Annotated in this window: 13 protein-coding genes and 2 tRNA genes; 9 read left to right on the plus strand and 6 right to left on the minus strand. The window is 48.1% G+C overall.

The window, feature by feature from the left end:
• The first annotated feature begins 15 nt into the window (after nucleotides 1-15).
• From A6301_RS13820 to A6301_RS13860, 9 genes are read left to right on the plus strand one after another with little or no spacing between them, the layout of a single operon-like run.
• Complete coding sequence (locus A6301_RS13820; RefSeq protein WP_234258019.1) at nucleotides 16-2169, plus strand: class I SAM-dependent DNA methyltransferase; 2154 nt, start codon at nucleotides 16-18, stop codon at nucleotides 2167-2169.
• Nucleotides 2169-3638, plus strand: coding sequence for a restriction endonuclease subunit S (locus A6301_RS13825; protein WP_234258020.1), 1470 nt, complete (start codon nucleotides 2169-2171; stop codon nucleotides 3636-3638). Before A6301_RS13820 ends, A6301_RS13825 begins: the two co-directional genes overlap by 1 nt.
• A 17-nt stretch (nucleotides 3639-3655) precedes the next feature.
• Entirely contained in the window at nucleotides 3656-4942 is a 1287-nt protein-coding gene (locus A6301_RS13830; protein WP_234258021.1) for a hypothetical protein, read from the plus strand.
• Nucleotides 4939-9225, plus strand: a complete 4287-nt coding sequence (locus A6301_RS13835; protein WP_234258022.1) for a hypothetical protein — start codon at nucleotides 4939-4941, stop codon at nucleotides 9223-9225. The genes A6301_RS13830 and A6301_RS13835 overlap by 4 nt, the downstream gene beginning before the upstream one ends.
• Nucleotides 9226-9235: 10 nt before the next feature.
• On the plus strand, nucleotides 9236-10084 hold the full coding sequence (locus A6301_RS13840) for a hypothetical protein (protein ID WP_234258023.1): 849 nt from the start codon (nucleotides 9236-9238) through the stop codon (nucleotides 10082-10084).
• 2 nt (nucleotides 10085-10086) lie between these two features.
• Nucleotides 10087-11244, plus strand: a complete 1158-nt coding sequence (locus A6301_RS13845) for a hypothetical protein (protein WP_234258024.1) — start codon at nucleotides 10087-10089, stop codon at nucleotides 11242-11244.
• Nucleotides 11234-12919 carry an ATP-binding protein gene (locus A6301_RS13850; protein WP_019106735.1) on the plus strand — a complete coding sequence of 562 codons (1686 nt, stop codon included), beginning with the start codon at nucleotides 11234-11236 and terminating at the stop codon, nucleotides 12917-12919. Before A6301_RS13845 ends, A6301_RS13850 begins: the two co-directional genes overlap by 11 nt.
• A gap of 7 nt (nucleotides 12920-12926) precedes the next feature.
• The gene (locus A6301_RS13855) at nucleotides 12927-13469 is read left to right on the plus strand and encodes a hypothetical protein (RefSeq protein WP_234258025.1); all 543 of its coding nucleotides are present in this window, start codon (nucleotides 12927-12929) and stop codon (nucleotides 13467-13469) included.
• The gene (locus A6301_RS13860) at nucleotides 13466-14935 is read left to right on the plus strand and encodes a serine/threonine-protein kinase (RefSeq protein ID WP_234258026.1); all 1470 of its coding nucleotides are present in this window, start codon (nucleotides 13466-13468) and stop codon (nucleotides 14933-14935) included. Before A6301_RS13855 ends, A6301_RS13860 begins: the two co-directional genes overlap by 4 nt.
• Nucleotides 14936-15215: 280 nt before the next feature.
• Here A6301_RS13860 and A6301_RS13865 read toward each other — a convergent pair whose 3' ends face one another.
• The 6 genes from A6301_RS13865 to A6301_RS13890 form a co-directional block, all read right to left on the minus strand.
• Nucleotides 15216-16487, minus strand: coding sequence for an integrase arm-type DNA-binding domain-containing protein (locus A6301_RS13865; RefSeq protein ID WP_234258027.1), 1272 nt, complete (start codon nucleotides 16485-16487; stop codon nucleotides 15216-15218).
• Nucleotides 16488-16689: 202 nt separating this feature from the next.
• Nucleotides 16690-16776, minus strand: a tRNA-Leu gene (locus A6301_RS13870).
• Nucleotides 16777-16784: 8 nt separating this feature from the next.
• Nucleotides 16785-16858: transfer RNA gene (locus tag A6301_RS13875), tRNA-Cys, on the minus strand.
• 433 nt (nucleotides 16859-17291) lie between these two features.
• Entirely contained in the window at nucleotides 17292-20537 is a 3246-nt protein-coding gene (locus A6301_RS13880) for an exodeoxyribonuclease V subunit beta (RefSeq protein ID WP_234258028.1), read from the minus strand.
• The gene (locus tag A6301_RS13885) at nucleotides 20534-23185 is read right to left on the minus strand and encodes a PD-(D/E)XK nuclease family protein (protein ID WP_234258029.1); all 2652 of its coding nucleotides are present in this window, start codon (nucleotides 23183-23185) and stop codon (nucleotides 20534-20536) included. Before A6301_RS13885 ends, A6301_RS13880 begins: the two co-directional genes overlap by 4 nt.
• Before the next feature lie 116 nt (nucleotides 23186-23301).
• Nucleotides 23302-24603 carry a PD-(D/E)XK nuclease family protein gene (locus A6301_RS13890; RefSeq protein ID WP_234258030.1) on the minus strand — a complete coding sequence of 434 codons (1302 nt, stop codon included), beginning with the start codon at nucleotides 24601-24603 and terminating at the stop codon, nucleotides 23302-23304.
• Nucleotides 24604-24667 lie beyond the last annotated feature (64 nt).

Genomic DNA, 24667 nt, shown 5'->3' on the forward strand with positions numbered 1-24667 from the left:
ATTTTAGAAAACATCATGGCAAAAGAAGCAAAAGCAAAAAAACAAGACCCGCAACAGCAGCTAGAAGCACTGTTCAATAAACTGGTCAAACAGCACTCCGAGTTTACTCAACCATTGGTCGAATTACCCGAACATGAATTCGCCAAGGCGGGTCTCATTCAAGGCTTGGTTGAAGGCAACTTAACGCCACCGGTCATGTTGATTGCGCTGGCAGAAGGCCATTGGGAATACGCCGCTGACACTGCAAAGTTTGATGATTTAGCCTACCAGCTGTTAAGCGATATCGAAGGTGACTGGCCAGTATTTGCCGTTGCGGACGATGGCATGAACCAACGTATTTTGGCCTTGTTCGGTGCCGATGGATCTGACGGTACCCACGGTGCAGATACCCTGCCAAGTCTGGAAGAATTACGTAGCTTTGATCGCATGGAGCGTGATCCAACCTTTCGCTGGTCAATGCGTGTTTATACACGCTTAATGCAGCGATTTGATGCCTTCCATGAAAATGTTTACCGTGTCACAAAAGACAAGGTAAACGACAAGAACGACATTATTGAGGAAGTGGCTAAGCTTCTGTTTTTAGAAACTTTCCGTGTGCATCACGATGAAGATCTTACCTTTAAAGATGATGAGGGAAATACCCTGCGTTTTCGTGACGTCTATGATTGGCAATATGTGGCCAGGCACGGCGATAAAGCCGTTGCACAAATCAAAGCCGCGTTTGAGGAATTTAAAAGCCACGAAAACTACATTGTGATCTCAGATGATGGCTCACGTAATCCCATCTTTAGTAAAGAAACACACCTGCGCCTGTCTGTTGCGAAAAACTATCAGGATTTGCTGGAAGCAATACAAAACCTGGGGCCGGTAAAAACCAACGATGGCAAAACCGCTAAAGAACACGGCACGTTGGCTGATGTGTCAGGAGATTTACTCGGTAGAGTATTTGATGTCTTCCTACGCGCTAACTTTGAATCCAAAGGTGGCCTTGGCGTTTATTTAACACCTAACCCAGTAAAACAGGCCATGCTAGAAATTGCTATGCACGACATCGACGATGACGATGAAATGCGATCGCGCTTAGCCAATGGTGATTTTCGTTTCTGCGACCCAACCTGTGGCTCCTTTGGTTTTGGCTCGGTGGCGTTAAGCCAGATTGATAAATGGATCGATTTTAAGCTGGTGCTGGCCGACGATAAAAAAGAATCATTGAAACAAAAATTACGCGATTGTGCATTTACCGGTGCCGATGCTGCACCGCGCATGGTGATGCTGGCCCGCGTGAATATGGCATTACAAGGAGCCCCCAAAGCACAGATTTTCTATACCGACAACTCACTCACCACTAACGCTCTGAAGCCCAATAGCTTTGACTTAATTTGCACCAACCCGCCGTTCGGCACGCCTAAATTTGATAAAGGCAAAAATGGTCAAAACTCAAAAGCCAGTTACGAAGCCAATATGGAGCAAGTTCTCGGTGGTTTTCGTCCAACCCAAAAAGTCGTTGATGGCTACAACGCCTGGTATGACCACGTAAAAATGAAGTGGCAGGATATCGGTGATTTAGAGCTGGATGACAACGGCGAGCCTAAATGGGCGGGCTATCGTACCGATTTACGCAAAACTGGCGGTACTGATAAAAAGCCGTTTTACAGCCTGCAGCCTACAACCGCAGGGCTCGCGCTGGGCAGCAAACCCGATAGCAAGGGCAACTGGCAGCCGGTAGGTGCCACCATTGATCCGGCAGTGCTATTTATCGACCGCTGCCTGCAACTGCTTAAACCTGGTGGCCGCCTGTTAATAGTGCTGCCCGATGGTATTTTATGTAACTCCGGTGACCGTTATGTCCGTGAGTACATCATGGGGAAAAAAGACGAAAAAACTGGCGAGTTTGTTGGCGGTAAAGCCATTGTAAAAGCAGTAATTTCATTGCCGAGCGACTGCTTTAAGCTCTCCGGCACGGGCGCCAAAACCTCGATTTTGTATTTGCAAAAACGCCATGCTAACCCCAACCAGCCAGAGCAATTTTTGCCCGAGCCACAAACCGACGTGTTTATGGCAGTGGCTGAAACCTTGGGCTACGTGGTGAAAAACAACATCGAAGACTATAACGCCGGTGTCGCTAACGATCTGGATAAGATTGTCTCGGCTTATAAGCGGGGTGAGTAATGTTTGCAAAAAGATATAACGTTGACGAATTAATCGATATTATCGCTGCGCCAGCGTATAGCCCTGAACTTATTGAATATGTAAAGAAAGTAGCGAACGCTCCGTATCTATCACAGTTTTTGTCACAAAAGCCAAAGCTAGGAATAACAGGCACAATCGCAAAAGACTACGTTAGTGCTGATACAAAAGATGCAGTCCCGTATGTATCGACTAAGCAAGTTAAGGGACTTCATGCTTACATGGATGATGCTAAATACATATCTAAAGAGGCAGATATTGAGTGGGCTAAATGTAGAGTAGATGATGGCGATATTATCATTAATAAAAGTGGTAATGTCGGTGCGGCTGCTGTCCTGTGTTGCGCACCATACAAATATGTAAACTCTGTTTCAGACATTATAAACATTAAACTCGATAAGACTGCCTCTATAGACCGTGATTTTCTTGTCGTCTATCTAAATAGTCCTTACGGGCAAAAGCAGTTACAACGCCTGAGTGGCGGCGCAATTTTTAGTCATGTTAGTTTGCATGCCATACCTGATATTCGCGTTTATCACTCTGATATTAAAGCCCAAAAATACATCGGGTATAAAGTTCGCCAAGCCGAGCAACTGCGCACTTGGGCGAAACGACTGGAAGGAATGGCTGATAGCAAAATTAAAGATTTATTTCACTTCAACCTTGTTGATTCATTAACATTGAAACCTAGAAGAATGAAACAACAGGTATTATCAGCAGTGTCTTTAGCTCCTGAGTTTGCACGTGCGACCGATAGTCAAATGACCTTTAGAAATTCATCAAAACTATCTGACTTCATTAGTAAATGTAAATGTGGCGACCCTATCAAATCGGAAGACAGAGTACCCGGCCCATATTTTTACTATGGCGCATCAGGTCCAATAGATACTCATACCGAATTCAATTTCAACGGTAAATATCTGATTATTGCGCAAGACGGCTCTATTGGCTGTGCCAATGTAGCCGATGGAAAGTTTTGGGCAAACAACCATGTTTGGGTTTTAAAAGTAAAAGATGAATATGATATTGAGTCTATTTGTAGGTTCCTGGATAAACACTTTCCGTGTTGGAAAGGTGTGACTACTGGCAGCGTTGTACCAAAAGTGACTTCAGAAAACCTGTTAAATATTCTGATTCCGATTGACATAGCGAAGAATAGAGAAATAGGAAGCAAGCTGAGACTAGCCGTTACTACGGCTGCATATGCAAAAAAGTTAACAGCATCTGCCAAAACTCTAGTTGAAGCATTAATTGAAGGCCAACTGACCGAGCAACAATTAATCCAGGCCCAACAAGCCCTGGAAGATGGCGACAACAGCTTAGATCAGGCGATATTAAGTAAACTAAGTGCTGAGGGTTATGCCATTGAAGGTGCCACACCGCTATTTAGCGATGTGGATGAGTTAAACAGTTTGCTGGAAGAGGCGGCGCAAGCGGAGGCTGAAGAGTAAAGATGGTGACAAGGGGCATGGACAGCATTACAACCAGGCAAAATAACGACACCTTAAATAGCGAAGCGGCACTTAACCTCTGCCTGCAGCTTTGGCAGCAAGGCGGTTTAATCGCCAGTAAAGCAGCGTTGTTATTGGCGGCTGCGCCTGCCCTTAGGTCACTGCTACAACCAATAATACAGACGAAAAAGAACGACGCTGAAAGTGATATCGTTAGCGCCTATAGCCTCACTGCACCATTGCTTGATGCCTTTAACGATTTAAGCCAGTCAGGTGAATGGCAATTAGCGTTGTTGGGCTTAAACCCAGATGTTCGCCAACATTGGATAAATTTAGCCGCCGCTCGCTGCCAGGAAGCAGGCGCGATGAATGACACAATGGTATTGGTTAAACTCATTCAGCAACTGGGCAATGCCAGTGAATGGGTCTTAGCCCAGTTGGAAAACTCAAACTCCTCGCCACAAATCATTGCAGGCCCATTGGCGCAAACCGAACGCGATTTACTCGGCCATAGCTTAAACGACAACGCTGCCATTCCCGCTCTATGCCGTATTTTGCGCACCAGCCATACCTTGTTTACCGTGAGCGAACAAAATGAACCACTGGCACCTATACAAGCAGTGGATGTCACCGCAAAACAACTGACAAATAACTGGTGTAGTGGGCGTTTGTTAGCACTCCCTAATACCTTGCTTGATGAACATGACCTTAAACCCAATGCCGATTGGTTATTGGTCTCCCGCTCAGGTCATGATAGCGTACCGCTTACCGCGCTATTCGCCCAACACCCCTGGTTATTTTTACTCAGTCTCATTATCTTTGTGCAAGATGCCTGGGCTGCCGAGCAGCGTGGCGACTTGTTGCTCACTTTACCTGTCGGGCAAAATGCCTTTGCACCCGGTCAAATAAATGTGGCGGTACAAGGTATTGAAGGTGATGAGGTGATCCTGGGCAGTTTGGCTGAGTTTCTTGTGCTTCTGCTCGGTGAGCTCAATATCACCCTCTACCCGGCACTCAATGCGAACACAGAAAGCATCAACCGCCTAAACCGCGCCCTAAGCTCATTCATCACTGAATTGCTGGCACAAAAAATCTGGCAATTTACCGAGGCGGGTCGTGGCGAGTCCGGCCAATATCGAATTCACACAAGCTTCAGCGATGCCTGTTATAGCCTGCCGTTAGCACCGCTATTTGGCTACAAAAGCCAAACGTTACAGCGGGCCATTAAGCAACTGGCGCAAAACTGCTATGCCAATAAAAAACGCGCCGCCAATAGAATAAACCTTCAAGGATCGTCGTTATGAGTTTTGAATTAAACGAACAGATGGTTGATAGCCTTGCAAAACAACATCGCTGGGCGGCTACGGGCGTATCAGATTATCCACCTCGCGACCCGTTAGTGGGCCAGAGCCGATTTTTCAAACGCTTTCAAACCTTTTTGCATACGGTAGATCACGACGATGATCGCTTTGCCCATGTGTTTGCCGTCGAAGCCGAATGGGGCCGGGGTAAATCACGTTTAGGCCATGAATTGGTCGCACAAATTAACGACTGCTCCAGGGGCTGGTTTGTCCGCGACGAACAAGGCCAACTACACAATAAGCAGCTGTTTAATCGCGATACGCAAGATAAATACCTGGCGCTCTATATTCGCTACTCGCAAGTGGCATCAGATTATCAAAACTCGGATAACTGGTTTGCTTTTGGTTTATATCAGGCGCTATTACCACTGGCTACCCAAACCTTTGATGGATCGATTCAAAGTGAAATTGCCAAACAAGCTTATGAACGCTTGATGCCATTTGGCTTTAAATCTGAACTATTAGCAGATGCCTTACAGCTGAACGCCAACCACAGCGAAGAAGACCTCTATACTGACCAAACGCTGGTAGTCAGTTTGGTGCAAGCCGCCTATAAAGTATTAAAGAGCTTTGGCGTGCAGTATATGTTGGTGGTGTTGGATGAACTGGAAACCGTTGCAGAAGCCGCCACTTTTGGCCTGGAAGATGAACAAGATAAACGCCTTGATGGCCAAGCCATACGCCTGATTGGTAAAGCAATTAAAGAGGAAGACCCTCGCCGTAAACTTCCATGGTTGCGCTATGTTGCACTGTGCTCACCACTGCTTGGCCAGCAATTGCGCGAAATTCAATCGGTCGCACGCCGCTTTGAGTTAGTAGAACTTGAGCATAATGCTTTTGCCGATGTATCAGACTATGTGGCAAGCCTCTTAAAAGACGGCAAGCTGGGTTTTAATTACCCTGCGGGTTTAGTGGAAGCCGCTTACGCCATGAGTGGTGCCAACTTCGGTTGGTTTAACGTGGTCATGGCTAATGTGGATGCGGTGCTGAGTCAATACCAACAAGCAGGCCACAGTATCAAGGATGTGGGCGATTTATTTGAAGCTGTGCTGGCAGGTTCTGGCCGCGTGGCCAGGCATGTGCTGGATAAAGGTGCGATAGAAGGCATTCAAACCCGCGACCAGGCACTATTGACCGAATGCCGTAGTTTGCTCTACGGCCAATTACCCGTGCGCTTAACTGAAATGAGCCATGCCACTAAATTGTTAGCGCTGAAAAACGAAGATCTGGAACCCATAGCCGCTCATTACCGCAAACTGAGCATTGACCGCTTACAGTGCCGACAAGCCATGGAGCAAGCCAAATTCCGCCGCGATAAAGATGAATGGTACTACCCTGCAGTAGATCAAGCGCTGAGTTTAGATACTTTGCTGGATAACCTGCGTACTTTTTCAATTAAAGAACAAGCCGCAAGCGGCGATAAAGGCGCAGTATTGCTGCCTCTGTCAAAAGGTGAGTTTAAATACTTACTCAGTTTGCTGTATGACCACCCAGCAATTGAATTTGCTGCAGATGCCTTATGGCACAAGTTAGTGGGTGAAACTACCGAACTGGACGCCAGCGAAGCAACGCATATTGGCCCCAGCGTGGCGATGTTACTGCGCCTGGATTTGCGCTATCGCAGTGCCCAACAAAACTCATTGATTTTTAAAGATCCCGCCATGGGCGATGCCCATGAACAGGCGATGAGTGAACTGAGCAAACAAAGTAGCCAGAAGCCGCTCATCAAGGCATTAGCCCGTGTAACAGGCTTTATGAGATTACTGGATAACAACTGGACCTATGATGAAAGCTTACTGAGTAATAAAGCGGGCAGCGACGATGCACCTCTGGCCATTTTAACCGAGCCCCGTGGCCGCCAGGGTGGTTTACTTACCCTGGATGGATTTAAGCTTCATCCAGAAGGTAAAGCCTTGTTTGCCTGGGTCAGTAACCTCATTGAGCTGAACAATCTTCACACCTTTGCGGCAAACCACAGCCACCAGAATGGTCGCACGCCAGTATTAGCTTTAACCGCATCTGCACATCTCATGGAGCAATACAGCCGACAGGATGAAAGAAATGAGTTACGTGATGCGATACTGCTGCATTATGTCAACCCAAGCGAAGCAGACCAGTTAGAGCGTATTGGCTTAAGTCTGGCAGCATGCCAGTTGCACGGCGTGAATTTAACTGCCGACAGCTTTACCGCGAAATTCAAAAACAAGCTGCATGCCCTGACTACCTTTGCCACGGATGCCATTCACAAGTGGCGCCAGCGCTTGCAGAAGCGCGGTTTAATTGCCTGGCCGTTAAAGGTGGATGGTAAGTTATCACCGAATGACCGCGACCTGTTGTTTAAAGGCTGGTATCAGTTGGCCATTGCTCACCCTGAGTTAAACGGCATTCTCGATTTACAGCAGCAACACGGTGTGCCAGTGAATGAGCTGAGCAGCTTGTTGGATAAACTTAAAGTGCCGGGCAGCTATATTGCCAAAGGCTACACGGCCGATGAACATGCCGGGCTATTTACTGAACTTAATAATGTGCAGCGAAGCCAGGTGCAGATCCCATTATTTTTAGCCCGTATTGCTCACCCTAATAAAAAGCACAAGTGGCAATTCGAAGGCTTTAAGCAGCAGTTTTATTTCGCCTATGTGGCTGAAACGAGCATTACCGCCAAAGGCATGTTTAATGACTGGATGTGGTGGTGTGGAGAGCTGAACTTACTCACGTTAACCAATCCAACAGAAAAACAGGCAATTTGGGAGCACTATCCGCGCTCCCGCTTAGAAAATGCCATTAGCGAAGCACAAAACTGGTTCAGCGGTAACGATATGGGCAGCTACGCAGCCAATGTGGAAGTCATGAGCCGCGTGTATGGTTATGCACGCATTAATGAAATGTTCGCGCCACTGGGTACAAATAAGCTGGGTTTTGTCACCGTGGAAGCTAAAGAGCAGCTGGAAAAAGCACAATCACTATTTAACGTGCTCAAACACCAAGAAGAACAACTGACTGATATTGTCGAGGCCAACGACACGCAAGTACTGGCAGGGCTTATTCACAAGCGTGCTGAAGTGCTGGAGTTAGTAGCAAAGGTTAAACCGCTTAATAGTTCCAGGCCCATGCTAAAAGATGCCCATATTCTTAGCTTAGAAGACAAAACGACCTCGCTTTATCAACGCATTGAACAGGCCTGTTTATTTGCCGAATTTGTTGAGCGCAGCGCTGAGCGTATCAACAACCGACTCGCTGATTTAATCATAGATGTTGAAACAGAGTGTGCCCCACTGACGAATTTCCCGAAACGTCTGTACACCAACACGCTGCGCACCATAGGTCATATTTTAGACGGCGCGTTAAAAGACGATACCAGCAGTGCCACTGGCCAAAAAGAGCAGCAAGCAGACAGCGATACCTTACTGCATTACCTGCGTAAACTCGATTTAGGTAAAGCACATGACAAGCTTTCAGCCTTAGCGCAAGAAGTAGGTTTAAACCTGCACAGTGATCAACAGCTGCCGATAGTAGAGATCCAGGGACATATTTTGTCTAGCTACCGCAACTGCAAAGAACGATTTGGGAAGCTGGTAAATAACCTCGCAGAGCAAAACCAACGCGCCCAACAGTTGCAACAATGGCTTAGTAGCGCCACGGCTGAGTATGAGTACGCTGATGACATTGCAGAGCTACCAAAACTGGTAATGAAATTACAGCTCATTAAAGACGCTATTGCCGATCTCCCCAACGATGCCGAGAGCAAGCGTCAAAGTATGCAAAACAGTTTGCGCAATGGGCAGTTTTCATCGTTACGGGATTTACCAGAAGAGCTTTTAAAACCGGCACGCGGTCAACTTACACCGATTCAAGGCCAGCTACTTAAAATTGAAGAGCGTCTTAACCAATTCAGACGCAGCTCCATCGAGCAGGTAAACAGCTGGCTGCCGTTATTAAAACCGCTATTGGCTTCTCAAAAGCAAGCGGAACCAGCAGCGTTGACTCTGGGGGATGTGAGCAATTTGGGTGTCAGTGAACTTCAACTGGTGTGTGAAAGCACCCAAGCCAAATGGCAGAGCCAGGGTAAGCAAATATTAAAAGATACAGGCTTAACACTGGCGGATTGGCAACCGATTTATCAGGCTTTGAGCCAAAACCAAGAACCCGCGTTAACACCTGAGCAACAGAAAGGACTTGTAGACAAAGGTATTGTAAAAATGCGCCTAACCTTTGCCACTGGTTTATAGAGGTGACGCGATGAGTCTTTACTTATCTGCGGCACTGGCCAGTAATCGTAAAGGTCGGTTTTTGCAAACTGTTGCGGGGGCAACCCCCTTAACGAAGGATTGGATTAGCTCGCCGCCAGCCAGCGGTTTGTTGTTAGTACAAGCAGAAGAGTTGACTGACGCTAATACTATGCAACGCCTGTATCACTGGGCTATGCAGGCAGGTTGTGCCGCTTTGGTGATAAACCTGAAAGCTGAACAATTTACCTTATTAACGCACTTGTCCTCCCCACTAGATTGGCAGTTAGTACCAGCGGTCTTGAGGGTGCAAGAGCCAGGGCTAACCGCTTTGCTAGCCAGTGAAACAGACCAGGCTATTGCTGGCTTTACTGGCAGTGCAGATCGCCACCAACACCAGGCCGGCGATGTGGTGCATACCCGCTACATACGAAAACACAGCAACAGTGGGCTATTAGCCTTTACCACGTTACCTTTGTGGTCACTGACTTTACTCGATCATAGTGAGATCTTGGTGAGATGGTTGAATTGGTTTGTGGACCACGCAGGCATTGCTGAACGAATCATCGAACCTAACGCGCCATCAACCGACTACACACCAGATAAGCACGATCTGGTTGTATTGCTACTACTCTACGCTGGAAGTGGCATGAGCTTACAAGCGTTGTCTGAGCATAACGCGGTTAAGCTGATGTTTGATGTTAACAGCCTTGATATTGTCAAGCGGGGGGAGATGTTGCGGCAGCACGATTTTATCGACGAAGCGGGCATAACAGCCACCGGTAAAACATGCCTACAAGCCTCGCAATATTGGGCTTATGCCCCATTACTTAACGAGCAGCTACACACAGGAGCGCTATAAGCATGAATGAGAACAAAACGATGAATTTAGCGCAATCTCTCGCCATCGATAGTCAGCTTCGCTTACCGGGAAGCGCAGGACGCTTGCTTAAACAGGTCCGTGATATTGAGCAAGTGGCGCCGCTGTTCCGTGATGCTGGCTTAGTGAAGGCGGTCCCGAAGCCCACAATCGTTAATTTACGCGTAGCTGGTATTGCGACTAAATCGTGCTTAGACAAGGTATTGGGTGGTTTTATTTATGCCAGTGCGGCAGTGCGCACAGATTTGCTAATAGATGACAATAAAGTCAGCACGGCGGGTAGCGACTCGGTATCAGAACTGGATGATATTGATTTTGAAGCACAGCGTAAACGACTTGATTTAATTGAAATTCGTCACTCTTATCAGTTAGTTGAGAAAAAACTTTTAAGTTATGAGCCGGGTGATTTAATTTTGCTGGATACGCCGTTGTTTTTAGCACGGGATATGGCTCCGCTGGAGCGCAATGTCCGTCATAAACAAGAGTACGAAAAAACCAGGCAAGTGATAGAAATTTTTTGGCAAAACCATCGCTCTAAAATTTTTCCCTGGAACCAAAATGGTGTAGTGCTTGCGAGCATTTTGGCTGAGCGCTTTAGTGCAATTGTAAGTATCGCCAAACAAGATTTACGTACCGAACAAGGCCGCAAACAAATTTTAGCATCTGATGGGTTTTCTAAAGAGTTGATGCAAAATCTGGCAGGGCTGGATGAAAGTTTGGTGGGCGTGGGGGATTTGCGATTTATCAATGGCATTTTAGGCAACTATTCGCGCACCATCGCATTTCGTTTGTCTGAGCAAGAAAACCGCATTGAACCCAACATTGAAGCTAAGCAAGGGTTAATTGGTTTTCACTTCCGTAGTGCCCGAGGTGGACAGATAAAAATGGTGCAATTAGCGGGTGACGAACCAGAATGGAAAAGTGCTGATCTCGATTTAGTTGCCTCTCGCCTGATAGTGCTGGATATGCAAAACAAAGGTAATGCAATGCCGTTGCCACAATTACTTGGCTATCAACAGCTTGGCATTTTACCTAAATTTGCTACGTTTTATCGCCAGGGTTTACACCAGGCTCTAAAGAATAATGATATTGAGGCAGGGTGGTTGGCAGGCCTCGATGAGGGATTGAATAATGGCTTATAAAGTTTTAGGTAAATTAGTCGGTAACACTGGTGATGCCAGCCAGTTAACCATGGTTGTGCAAGACTCGTTTTCAGTACGCCGTGGTGAGTTTGTACGCATTATGCACCAGGAACGCAAAGATGAGGGGCAAGTCGCCGTATTGGGGCGAGTGACCAAGATCAGTCGCACCAATATGCTCTACAACGCCGGCTTTGGCGATGGTGTGACTGAGCTTGAGCTTTTGCCCGGCGCGAATGTAACTGGTGAGAATATGTTTGCTCAGGTCGAGCTGGTAGGTTACCGCGATCCTGTTACTCGTCAAATCAAAATTCCACGTCGCCCACTTAACCCTGGTACCGCTGTTGAAACCGTCGATTTCCAGTTTTTAAGTGATTTTTACGAATTTAATGAACACTCCAGTTTGCACTTGGGCAACCTGGTAGGCTACGACAAAGGCGAGAATACAGTTCCTGTTTTTATTGACGTGAACAAGTTGGTCACTGAGCATCTGGCAGTTCTGGCAATGACGGGGTCAGGTAAGTCTTATACTGTTGGCCGCATTATTGAGCGTTTAGTCGCGGTTAATAACGGTACTGTAGTAGTATTTGATCCACATGGTGAATATGGTAAAGCCCTCGCTGGCGGTAATCTGCAATTCTCAAGCTTCTTAGAAGCCACTGACGATAAGCGTGATCAAGAAGCACTACCACTGATAAAACAGACCTTTGAAAAGCTGCAAGCCGCCGGTGCAGGTATTCAGGTTTACTCGCCGCAGCACGAATCTTTTAAACATAAATACGCTAGTAAGAATACCCCATTAGCGCTTCAGTTTGACCATTTTGAAATGGACGATATTGCTGAAATATTACCTGGTTTAACGGAACCGCAACAACGGGTACTCGATGTTGCAATTCGTTATTGGCGCTCTGCAGATAAGACCGAGCCACGAGATATTAACCGCCTACGCTTCTTATTAGGTGATGGCATTGAAGAGTTAAAAGAGTGGGACGACCTTTCTGAAGCTGAGGCGAAGGCGTTATCAGGCCGTAGTGCCGCCGTCGCCTCGATGAAGCTTTCACGCGTGCTTAATGAAGCCAAAAGTTTTTACAGTGCAACGATGGCTGAGCCAACTGATATTTACAAAATGGTGGGACGCCCGAGCAATCAACAAGGGCGTTTAGTCGTTGTTGACTTACAAGGTTTGAGTGATACCGCTAAGCAAGTCATTTGTGCACTGTTATCTAGTGAAATATTAAAGGCGGCCTCGAGCAAAACGGACCCGCTGCGCCCATGCTTTATCATTTACGAAGAAGGCCATAATTTTGCTCCGGCCGGTGGCAATGCAGTCAGTCACCGCATCATTAAAAAGATCGCCGGTGAAGGTCGTAAATTTGGTGTTGGATTTGGCATTGTGAGCCAGCGTCCATCGAAATTAGATTCAGATGTGACCTCTCAGTGCAATACGCTAATTACGATGCGCTTAAAGAACCCAGACGATCAACGATTTATAGCTAAAGCATCAGATATGGTGAGCAAAGCTGACCTGGAGGAACTTCCGAGTTTATCAACCGGTGAAGCTCTGGTGTGTGGTCGTTCAATCCCTGCACCACTGCTTGTTAAAGTTGGTAGTAAGGCATTAATTCACGGTGGTGAATCACCGGAGGTATTGCGTGTTTGGGGCTCTTTCAATGGCTAAGGTGCCTATGCCTGAAGTAGCTTGGGTAAATGAGACGTTTCCACTTTTAGCAAGCGGTAATCTATTGGACCAGGATGTATTGGTCCACAGCTTGGGCTGTAGCGTTTGGAATACATTCGGGCATGAACAGTCATTTATGGCGATAGTGGAATGTCCGGCTCCAGGTACATTTGGTGCTGATATTCGCTCAGACTCGGGCTGGTTTCATAAATCATCTGCATCGCCTATGTGTTTAATCGAATTTGAACGCTTTGATGGTTCAGCGAAGGGGCAGCAAAAGCTAGAAGAAAAATTAAAAAACTTACTGGAAGCAGCGCAGCGCTGGAATCATTGCCCCAAAACTCTGGTCCTCAGTGCCTGGAGCCAAGGCTTAGTAGGTGCACCTGATACCCGAAAACTGAAAGACATTTGCCGCATGGGTTTCACTTCGTTCACTGGTACCCAAGTAAGCGCCGCTCCTGATGTTGAGGTGGTGTTTAGTCGCTTTTTATTTATCAAAAATCTGAGCATGATTGTTTTGGACAGAATTCACTATGAGGTGTTGATGTGAATATAAAATCAGCACATTTTTTGCCAGGGACGAATAAACGCCTTGGTGACAAATACCTGTTACTTGAATGCCTTGGTGATGGCAGCCATGGTTGGGTATGGCGGGCGGAGCGCCTGCAAGATGGAAAAATTGTCGCAGTAAAAATCCCTAAGGATATTACTCGGGAAGACCGCCAGCTTGCCGAAGGTAAAGAGCTTTTAGACGTCGAGCCGCACGAAAATATTGTGCAAATTTTTGATATGGGCCGTATAGATAATGAATGGTTCTATATTGAAATGGAATATTTCCCAAGCCAAACCCTGGCGCAAAAGCTCGATGACAGGCAGCGTAATTTTGGCCAGACCTATGAACGGTTGTTCAGAATATATCGTCAAGTGCTCTGTGCTGTGCATTATTTGTCCGAACTACCAGTGCCAATATCCCATGGAGATATTAAGCCACATAACATTTTGGTTGGCGAACGGGACCTGGTGAAGTTGACGGACTTTGGCAGCTCAGCTTTACCAGAAGAAATTTACGTTCGTACCCGAGAAAATGGCGGGACTGTGTTGTATTCGGCCCCAGAGTTCTCCAACGTCGATAGCCGTAGGGGTAGTCTAAAAGAGTTGCTGTTGGGCGACATCTATAGCTTAGGTGTTTTGCTATACCAGCTGCTGACAGGGAAACTGCCCCATGATACGCCAGCACAAGTTCAGCGTCACGCACCTTTCAAGCTTCCGACAGAGATTAATAGCTCTATTCATACGGACCTGGAGCAAGTGGTTCTTACATGCTTACAAAAACGAGCGGAGGATCGCTTTTCAACTATTTCCGACTTAATTCATGCATTTGATTCTGCTACCACTAAGCAATTAAAAGTTGGTGCTATTGCTCCCGTTTTTCAGACTAAACCTCATCAGGACTGGTCAAGTGCGGTACTTGAAGCAATGTCCAATCAATCTTACCAAAAGGCTGCTCAGTTAGCGTCGCAGGAGTATGGCCGCAGTAAAGATCTACAAGCTTTACATCAGCAACTTATTGCCTTGTACCGCGCCAATCGCTTATTCGACTTTGAAAAAGTTGTAGAAGATAATAAAGCGATCTTGCTCGAGGGTAAATTGACTCAACCTGCGGCTTTGTTCGAGCTGATAGTTAAGACAAACCTACTGTTGCGCAATATAAGTCAAGCAAAATTCTGGCTGTTGCAAAGAAAGCAAGTTGAAGCAGAAAATGCGACTACCATGTATTTAGAATCATCTATCCTTGGCCTTGAAGCAAAATATACTGAAGCGAGAGCACTATTGGAGAAAGTAAACCAAACAACTCCAATGAAGTTCCATGTGTTAAGCCAACTCATTTTAGTTTGCGAGCAAATGCGTGATTACTCTGGTGCAGCAGCTTATTTGAAAGCGGCATTGCGAGTAGCACCATTGGATAACAGCATGAAAGAGAAAAAAGAATTGTATGCAAAGCTTGGGGTTATTTGATGATGAAGATGGACGGCTGTGCTGTATGCTAATGCACTCATAGTGTTCAAACACTACACCATCAGATCTTTTACTTGTTATGGAAGCAGCAATCAACCACCTTTTTTACCGATATGGCTATCACAAATGTCCGTCGAGTAGTGCATCAGAAAACGTAAATAATTTTACATAATTATTTCCTCTGGGTTGTTCAAAAAGCAAAAAGTCTTTGCCTGTAAGGGCAGAGACTTTTCAGTTTTATGCATGCGATTAATTAAGGCTGAATGTTATTACTGCAGAATTAATGTTTACGTAATGGATTATTTATCTTCCCAAAATCAAACGGACTAACTCCCCTCTCCCGATTAGCATCCAGAAAATCCGCCCACCACTGCAACATTAAACGACGCTCATCCAGATGCTCAGCCTTATGGATATACGCTGCCCTGACGCCGTTGCGTTCCTGGTGGCTCATCTGCCGCTCTACCGCATCCCTAGACCACAAGCCCGACTCAATCAGTGAACTACAGGCCATGGTACGAAAGCCGTGACCACACACTTCCGTTTTGGTGTCGTAGCCCATCGTTTGCAGCGCTTTGTTTACCGTACCTTCGCTAACGGGTTTTCGTGACGAATGGTCGCCAATGAAAACCAGTTCACAATGCCCGCTCACCTCTCTGATCTTTTTAAGGATCTCCAGTGCCTGACGGCTCAGCGGAACAAGATGTGGTGTGTGCATTTTTGAACCGCGTTCAGAGAATTTCACTCCGGGGATTGGTTCACGTTCAGGGGGAATCGTCCACAACGCTCGTTCAAAGTCGATTTCCGGCCAGCGGGCAAAACGGAGTTCGCTGGAACGAATGAAAATCAGTAGGGAGAGATTAATAACCCACTTGGTAAATTCACGGCCTTTGTAACCGTCAATGCGGCCAAGAAGTTCAGGCAAACGTTCAAGCGCTAATGCAGGGCGGTGTTCAACTTTGCCAGGCATTATCGCCCCTGCCATATCCTGCGCCGGGTTATAGTCAATCAAGCCGTTTTGTACGGCATAGGTCATGATGGCAGTCACACGTTGTTTTAAACGCTTAGCAACTTCCAAGCGTCCTGAACGTTCAACGCTTTTGATCGGTGCCAGCAAGTCGCGTGTTTTCAAATCTGCGATATGTGTGCTGCCAATAGCGGGGAAAATATTGTCGCTCAGGCTTTTCAGGATACGTTCGCCATGGGATTCAGACCATTTCTTGTTGTCGGCGTGCCAGGCGCGAGCCACAACTTCGAAGGTTTTTTCATCCTCTTCCTGTTTGGCTTTTACCGCTTTCTTATGTTCGCGGGGATCAATGCCCGCAGCAACCTGTTTTCTGGCCTCATCTCTTTTCTGACGCGCTTCAGAAAGAGAGACTTCAGGATAAACGCCTAATGCCATGAGATGTTGTTTGCCACCAAAACGAAAGCGCAGCCGCCAGTATTTGGAACCATTGGGATGAACCAGCAGAAACATCCCATCACCGTCAGTCAGTGAATACTCTTTTTCTTCTGGTTTTGCCGAACGCACTTTGATATCGGTCAGAGCCATTATCAATATCCTCATTGGTGCTTACGGTGAGTATACAGAGCAAGATAGAACCAACATATATACTCAGATGTATACTCACAAGCAAGTTGATGTAGGTTGAATTGCGTTGACGTTGGGAGAGTATGGAATGAAGGGAAAGCCAGTAAAACCGTGGGTTTTAGGAAAAAAAATAGACGTCGGTTGACGTCTATTGATTTATCAATGGTGCCCGGGGCGGGACTTGAACCCGCACAGCGCGAACGCCGAGGGATTTTAAATCCCTTGTGTCTACCGATTTCACCACCCGGGCTTAAATATTGGAGGCGCGTTCCGGAGTCGAACCGGACTAGACGGATTTGCAATCCGCTACATAACCGCTTTGTTAACGCGCCAAAATATTCAGGTCTTAGTAACCAACATCCGCAAATGCCGATGCTTTAAATTGGAGCGGGAAACGAGTCTTAAACCCACCCGTTATCTCTTTGTTTTAGAAAGAGTTTCCCGACATCCCTAGATAGGATGGACAGCATTATGGACTAGAACTTAGATCTTGGCAAGTCGGAACCTGAATTTTTTTTCCATACAGCGTCATACATGTCCAACCACATCCACCAGACATGGCAGACAGGAGGCCTCATCTCCCTTCAGACAAGGCTGCCAAACCGTAAGTTTCCCCGAACTATCTATCCTCCCCCAAGAAAGACTTAGCTTAGTCCGCTCTTAAGATTTCCCTATCACAACAACCAATTGAGGCTACATTCAGCATTAGATGCCCCACAAAAGATAGACCGATACGATCAAATGATTAGCACAAGATTTTTATTATCAACCTTCCACAATCCGTGCGGCCTGCGCGGCGACTGGCAAGAACAGCCACCGCTCCAGTACTTCCTCACCAGACGCAATTGCTACAGCCTGTGCGTACTCGGCCAGTTGCCTCCCGTGCTCAAACGCAAGCCTGTCATCATCCCCTGCACTGCGGGGATTGGCCTTATGGTCGAACAAAATATACCCCCCAGCCACTTTCAGTAGGAAGTCGATTTGGCCTCGGGCGATTGCCCCGTCAGCCCTCCTTGCCTCAAAAGGTACTTCAGCAAGCGCCTCGCTGTCGGGCCACTTATCCCGACACCAGCTGATGAAGGCGTTGACCTGGTCCAACGCATCCTGCGGATCAATCACTGCCCCAACCCCCCAACGATTGAGAATTTCCCTAACGTCATCAAGCGTAATCCCTTCCATTGGATCTGCAACAGCATAAGCGACGCAGTTGTGCAGTGCAGAACCCAACATTGCCATATCAGTATGTGCCTGAACAACAATACGGGAACCCACTGTCTCTACAGTATGCACTTTGAAACTACCGCCTTGGGTAGCACTTGGCCTCACCCAGAGCGGCATATGCTGCTTCGGCTCACGAAGAGGATAGAACTGGAGTATTTCCTCTGTCTTGACTGGAGGCTCGGCCTGAGTTTGCTCAAGGGTCCAATCAGTAGCAAAGCAACTTATGTCAAAGCCATCGATGACTCGTTTCATAGTCCTTGGCCAGAACGTCTCAATTGCATTGGATTCCCTAAGCCAGTCGAGTGGGGGTAGCTCTGCTCCCGTACCCGGTTTCGAAACCAATACAATCTGGTCTCGTGCACGGGTGAGCGTGACATAAAGTAACCGCTGGTTCTCCTCCAGCGCAGACTTAGCAGCAGCCTTACCAACTGACGTTGCTTCAGCAACCGTTACTTCATCAACGGACTTTGTAGCACCAAAGGGATATGGCCAGAAGTGGATAAATCGGTTGGCTAACGGAACTGAGGCATTGAACACTCCTTCCGTCCTTGCTCGAACCTCCCACAAGTCAGTCCGACTCGGATGGTCGAGCCCGACAACGATGACGACAGGCCATTCCAGACCCTTCGCACCATGGAACGTCATCACTTCAACGGCCTCATGGTTTGCAGCTGCGCGACCATCTTTGCCATCGACATCTAACTTCTGCAGCCATAGCAAAAGCCCATTGACCGTAGCAGGCTGACTAGAGCTAAGGCATTCCTCCTCATACTGGCGCGACAAGCTAAGAAGTTGCTCCACATTGGCAAGTCGAACCTCCGCAGAGCGTTTATCTACAGACCAGCTATGGCAAAAGTTCGCTATGCCAGACTCTGCCTTAGCTAGACGCAGAGACTCAAACGGGGTAAGGGAGAGCAATCGGTCACGTAGAGACTCTAGTCGAGCCAGCAGCGGATTGGTTCCTGCACCTTCAACCCTCCAGGAGTTCAAAGGTGGCTCCCATTCGCCTTTTTCATTTCGCTTTGCATCAGCAAGAAACTGCAAACGGTCGTGCAACCATTGTTCCGGTTCGAGTGCCTCCGTGAGGCCCACGATGATGGCTGATGCAACGGTGTCACTCCGATCATGCAGGCGACGTAGACACGCAATAACCAACTGCGCTTCGGGTGTTGCCAGCAATCCAGGTCTCTCAGCTGCAACCGGAATACCCCAGCGGCTCAATGCACCAACAACATCTTTCACCACGCTGTTCGTGCGACACAGGATAGCTATGTCACCAGGCTGTACATCACGTATCGACTTGGTATCCTTGTCATAAATCTGAGCTTTGCTCCGCAAAAACTGAGTCAGCACAGGCCCCAAACCAGTCACATCAAGAATCCTCTTACCTGGAGGGGAGGCAAATGTCCAATTCTGGAGATCAACACTGTCAGCAATGGGACATCGAATAGGAGTTAGAGCTATTTCTGCTTCTGGCGTCTGCGAAAAAGCCGACACAAATGCCTCGTTTGTTAGCTTTACAAGCGCTGGTGTCGACCGATAAGAATCTGTAAGCGCAGCTCCAACCTTCCCCCCCCAGGCCTCTACTGAATCCAACACCTGCTGGATAAGCGTTGAGTCTGTCCCTCTGAACCCATAGATGGCTTGCTTGCGATCGCCCACCCAAACAGAGGACTTCGCTAGCTTTGCAAGCTCTATAAATATGGCCAATTGCAATGGGTTGGTATCTTGGAACTCATCAACCAAGACCAAATCCAGTTCTTCACGCAATGCTTGCTGAACCACTTCACTTGTCTCCAACCCTCGCAGCAACAGAACCTCCTGGTCGGTGAAGTCGACAACACCCATTTCCCGCTTTGCTTCCTCGAATGCCTGCAAGCCACGGCTTGCAATACCGAATAAAAGGAGTAGGTACTCCCGTACATCCTGATGGAATTCAGCGCTCTTTCCATGGAGGTTCGCCGAAGTGTGTAGCGGAGCGACAATTGCCTTCTGTGGAGCCCCAGCATTGAGTTTCGCCAACGCGACCCATTCACTCCAAGGGAGACGCCCTTGCCCTAGCAACTCTCTAGCGTCACGGCATCTATCAATAGCTTTCCTGAGAACATCCGTCGTATTCCCCTTGACCCTGGCAACCTGCAACTCTGCAATTACTAGGTCGAGCGCGCTGGTCAAGTTTGCTGACACACCTCTGACCGGCACAGGCCAGGTAGCGAGCATGGCATCAGCATTCTTTGCCCCCATCGCCGCAAGTTGCTTCGGCGACAAATTGTTTTCACGCGCCGCATCCATGAGCTTGCGCAGTGTTTCCGAGATGGCTGCTTCGCGCTTCTGTTCTCGACTAGCCGTACTGAACTTGGCTTGGCCGATACCTAGCCGATGCGCGACGGTTATCAAACGGCGAATCTCTTCGGGAGTCTGGACACTTTCCAAAGCAACCCGAGCGATCTTGGATGCTTGTTGTTCGTCGAGAATACGCTGATCCGGTGAGACACCTAAGTCAAAGCAGAACCTTTGGATGAGCTGACCACAAACGCTATTGATAGTGCCGATCCGAGCCTGACCAACAGTAGCAGCTAAATCTAAACGCCCCTTTTTAAGTAGCGTTGATCGGGCCCGTTCACGAAGTTCAGTTGCAGCCTTGACGGTGAAAGTAGTCGCGATAACGGAGGAAGCCCTAGCTGATTTGTCTTCTAGACGGCTCGCCAACAGATGCGTTAGGTAATGGGTCTTTCCACTGCCTGCGCCAGCGCGCACAAACTCAATATTCATCTTCTTGTCCTCGCTCATGCTTCGCTCTCCGGCTGACCAAACAGACGGAAAAAATCAAGATACCAAGGCCCAAGAGCTCTAAGTGGCAAGCAACCGTCCGGTGGCTCCGATGGGCCAGGCTCTAATCCATCGCCAATAACCTCAACTTCTCCGTCTTGCCACTGCTTGACGCGCCACCCCCAAGAAGCCAAGGCTCTCTGAACAAGCTGAACAGTTGTCTCACCGCTCTTGGGTGAGATGACTCTCGCGCTATCGCCAAATACCCCTTCGGTTAGCGTCGAAAGGCTGCCATCAAGGAAGGTGAAATAGCCGACTGCCAGAGGAGGGACTTTTGTCTCCTGTTCCACCATGTGCGCGTAAAGCGCCAGTTGGAGGAAGTCACCGTCCACCAGCTTGGTGCGAAATCGTGTACCGCGCGACCACTTCAGGTCTAATGCTGCGGTGGCATCATTTTCTAGGTATAGAAGCAAATCAGCATCCCCCTGCAGCGTAAGGGTACCGAGCGACCCACTCAATGGGCGTTCAGTTTCCACGCGTTTCACGCCAGCAGCATTCAGATACTCAAGCAAGGAAATGATGCCCCCCATAGCTACTGCCTTGAACTGAGCCAACTGCATAGAGTTGCCAAGAGCCAGCAACGGCATTCCTTCAGTCGTGAGTAGGTTGTCAACAGCAGGGCCAAACCAATCTTCTATTTGTGCTGGATTCCACCTTAGCCTGGAAGAATCCATCAGAAATAGCTGTACCAAGCGATGTGCTAGTGTCCCAAGAAGTCGAGTGTCTTGTGCAGGCGCAAACATATTGCTACCTCGTAGGTAAGCCGCATCCTGCAGTACAGCCAGTGCCGGGTTATTGAAAACCACCTCCAATGTCGAAAAAGACTGCACTTCCCTCCGCGTCGGAGCAGGGAACGTCTCTCGCCATTTGGCGCTGGGATCGAACTTCCAGACTCCCTTCGACAGCGCCAGATCCTGTGGGGTAACCGCGACCTTCCCCACGTCGTCTTGTTCAAGAATACTGATGGACAGTTGCGGAGCGACAACATGTATGAGCTGCCAAGCAGGATGTAACTCGGCGCCTTCAGGCGGCAGAATCAGAACCAATCGCTTGCGGGCAGCAAGAATCGGCCTGATCCAAAGAGTCATCATAGAGGCCATCTCGGTGCCAGGGTCAAGCAGGTCCACGCCCCCATCTTTTAGTGCATCAAGTTCAACCTGCAGCCAGGGATGCGCAGTTGGCAATTTGGGTCTGTCAGGCATCCACCAGATGACCTCGTCTGCGGATTCGACAGCGCATGCAGCGATAGAAGAAGTGCTTGGCATGCAGCCAACTTCGGCTGTTGCTAATGTGTTAGCGGCATCAGAAGTCGCCTGGGAAACCAATTGCTCCAGCAGACGGGGCTTAACCAAGTCATTATCGGAAGTCCTAAGCTCGTAGAGTGCATCTATTACGGCTGAGCATTGTGAGATAGCAGAACGTAAATCAGCCTCCCCTCCCCCTTGCTCTTCAATGATCCTCACTAGCCTGGCTTGCAGTGAGCTACGCAGCGAATCAATGCGCGCCACAACGAGTTCCAGTGGCGCACCAGAACGACGATCATAACGAATTGCTTCCAACCACTCTGTTACGTTCCTGTCAGCATCAGGCTCAAGCCCCTCGCGGATTGCATTCCTAACCTGCGTCCAAGCCCGTCCTCCAATACCAGGCTGGGTTGTAAAGACTCTACCGAGCTGCCGCCTGATGCCTGAAGGAAGCGGCCCAACTGGATGCATGAGGAAATCTAGCAATCGGGCTGGTTCTATCGGATCCCACAGCGTCTCAAGAGCTAGCGGTAGTGCCTGCATCACTGGTCGCAGTGAACTTGACTCGCTATACCCACAGGTCGGGACTCCAGTAGCTTTGAGCGTCTCATCCAACGAGGAACCTATTGCTGGCTCGTCGCAAACAATCAAACGCTGCGCACTAGGCTCCATGTGATATTGGTTTGCCAGCCAGTGTTCCGCTACCTCCACCGTAAACGGTCGTACGACAGAAATGGAGCCATCGACTGTAAGTGCATCAAGCGGTGCCAAGTTGCCATCAACGGCAGCGGCTAGGCATCGCTGCTGAACAGCGCCGAGATCCCCTGCAGCCTGTGGTGACTGCGGTGACACGATCTCAATCGGCAATTGCTTCAAGACAGTTCGCCAACGTGCGGGAAACGCGGAAATCGGCTCAAGCACAAGAACTTTCGCGATAGGGACTCGACGTTTGCTAAGGCGCTCGGCAACTAGTGCCAAACGCTCACCTTCACTAAGCCCAATTCTGCCTACAACCGCAGCTTCCACTGCTGCCATATCAGAAAGTCTACCAGACCAACTATCATGAGGTTTGCCATCCCACCCCGCGAGAAACCATTTATCTCGCCAAGCCAGCAATGCCGAGGCAGTTCCCATTTCGTCGACTTGCATACTGCGATGAAAGAAGCGTTCAGGAGTATCAGCAATCCTTAAAGCAACTAGAAAAGCTGCCGTACGTCTCGCAGAAACCACAGGCGGTCCACTCAAACCAAGCTGAACTTCCAACAGTCCGAGAAAAGCCGGAGGGCTTAGGATAGGCTCGCCCAATTGCGAGTTTGTAGCAGGACCTTGCCACCCGCCAGCATGAAGGCTAAATGTGATCTTCATATTGTCTCATTCCCAAGAAGGCAGGCAGCCAGCCAGCCCTAACTATCTCAGTTAATCGATTAAACCCTAGATACTAGCAGTCTTCTGGTTGGCAGAGAGTTGTTCTATCACACATCTTATAAGATGCTCACTGACATAGATTTGGCCGACTTCAACTTTGAATTTAGCTCATCCACAATCTTGAAAATCTCAGTCAGAGATAACTCATTTGCAATAGGAACACGACGATGACGGCTCTCTAAAAATGCCAGAAACTTGGGCTCAAGCTCAGCAAGTCGGCAACGCAAATTTTGTGCATCAAACGCATCACCGACTCTATCGGAATTCCAAACCAATTTGAGGCTGAACTTCGATTGATTGTGTTCTGAGACGCGGATGAGCATGTACAGCGGCCATCGCTCGCCTGAGAATTGCTCCCAGCCAACAGGACAAATAGCTAGCCAGGCCCTTGCATGATCAATATTCGATAAGGGAATGGATTGCACACGTCGGATCAGTTCCATTTTTACTGATGCCATGCCCTTGGTTTCGCGCAGAATTGACAACACGCTTTTGTTTTGGAGTGCGAAGAGTAGGGCGTTGGGTGGATGCCTAGTCTTTAACCAAATCTTTTCAATGCGGCCAGCCGGTGATTTAAGCAGTTGCAACATCGCTTCGGGATATTTCTGATGAAGCGCAGACGCCAGTTCTATGCAACGCTTGGTTTGAGGACTCTCCCAGTCCGTCTGACGATTGCAATAACTAACTACCAACTTTGCAGCAGAGTTTCCTCTTTCTACGTGCAAAAGTGCGCGATTTGCTGAAATTTTCAGCCAGTCGTAGCCAAGATGCAACCAAGCGTCTGAGCATGGCCGCTCAGCACAATCTTCACCATCGAAATCTCGGTCAAGGGCGATATAAACGCAATCATACTGTCGAAGGTGTGAGTTTCCCTGAACCATATCGGCAAAACTTTCACGATATCCTTGCAATTGCTTTTTACTATGCGCTGCACGTGATTTGTTCTCTATAAGTAGAATAAACTTATTCTGAGGGTCAATAACGAAGAGATCTACCCGCTCCTCTTTTTTCATGCCCAGCTCACGAGCACAGAAAGCGGAGCCAAAACTGCTTGTTCGGATCCGAGATGGAGGCCATTCACTGAAGAACTTAGCCGTTGTGCAACGGCCATCCAAACCGCTTTCCCCATCAGTTACCTTTTGCGACGCAGCAATGAGTAAATCTTGGAGAATCTGATCGCCTTGAGTGTGGCCTTCCCTTGGGTCAAGTAGCCAACCGAGAATATCTGAGTGCTGATTCTCACTGAGTGAGATAACATCAAGAACTTCATCGCCTGTTCGCTGAAGTTCGCAAAGCGTTACCAAATCTTCATCGGCGAAGAGTCGTTCAACTGCCTTGTCAATATCGTCTTCTTCCACATGCACCTCCCTTAATATCACCAACAAGTCTCAATAAATAATATTTTTCAGCAAAACCACTCAG

This window comes from Pectobacterium sp. IFB5596, assembly GCF_021432585.1.
Lineage (GTDB): Bacteria > Pseudomonadota > Gammaproteobacteria > Enterobacterales > Enterobacteriaceae > Pectobacterium > Pectobacterium punjabense.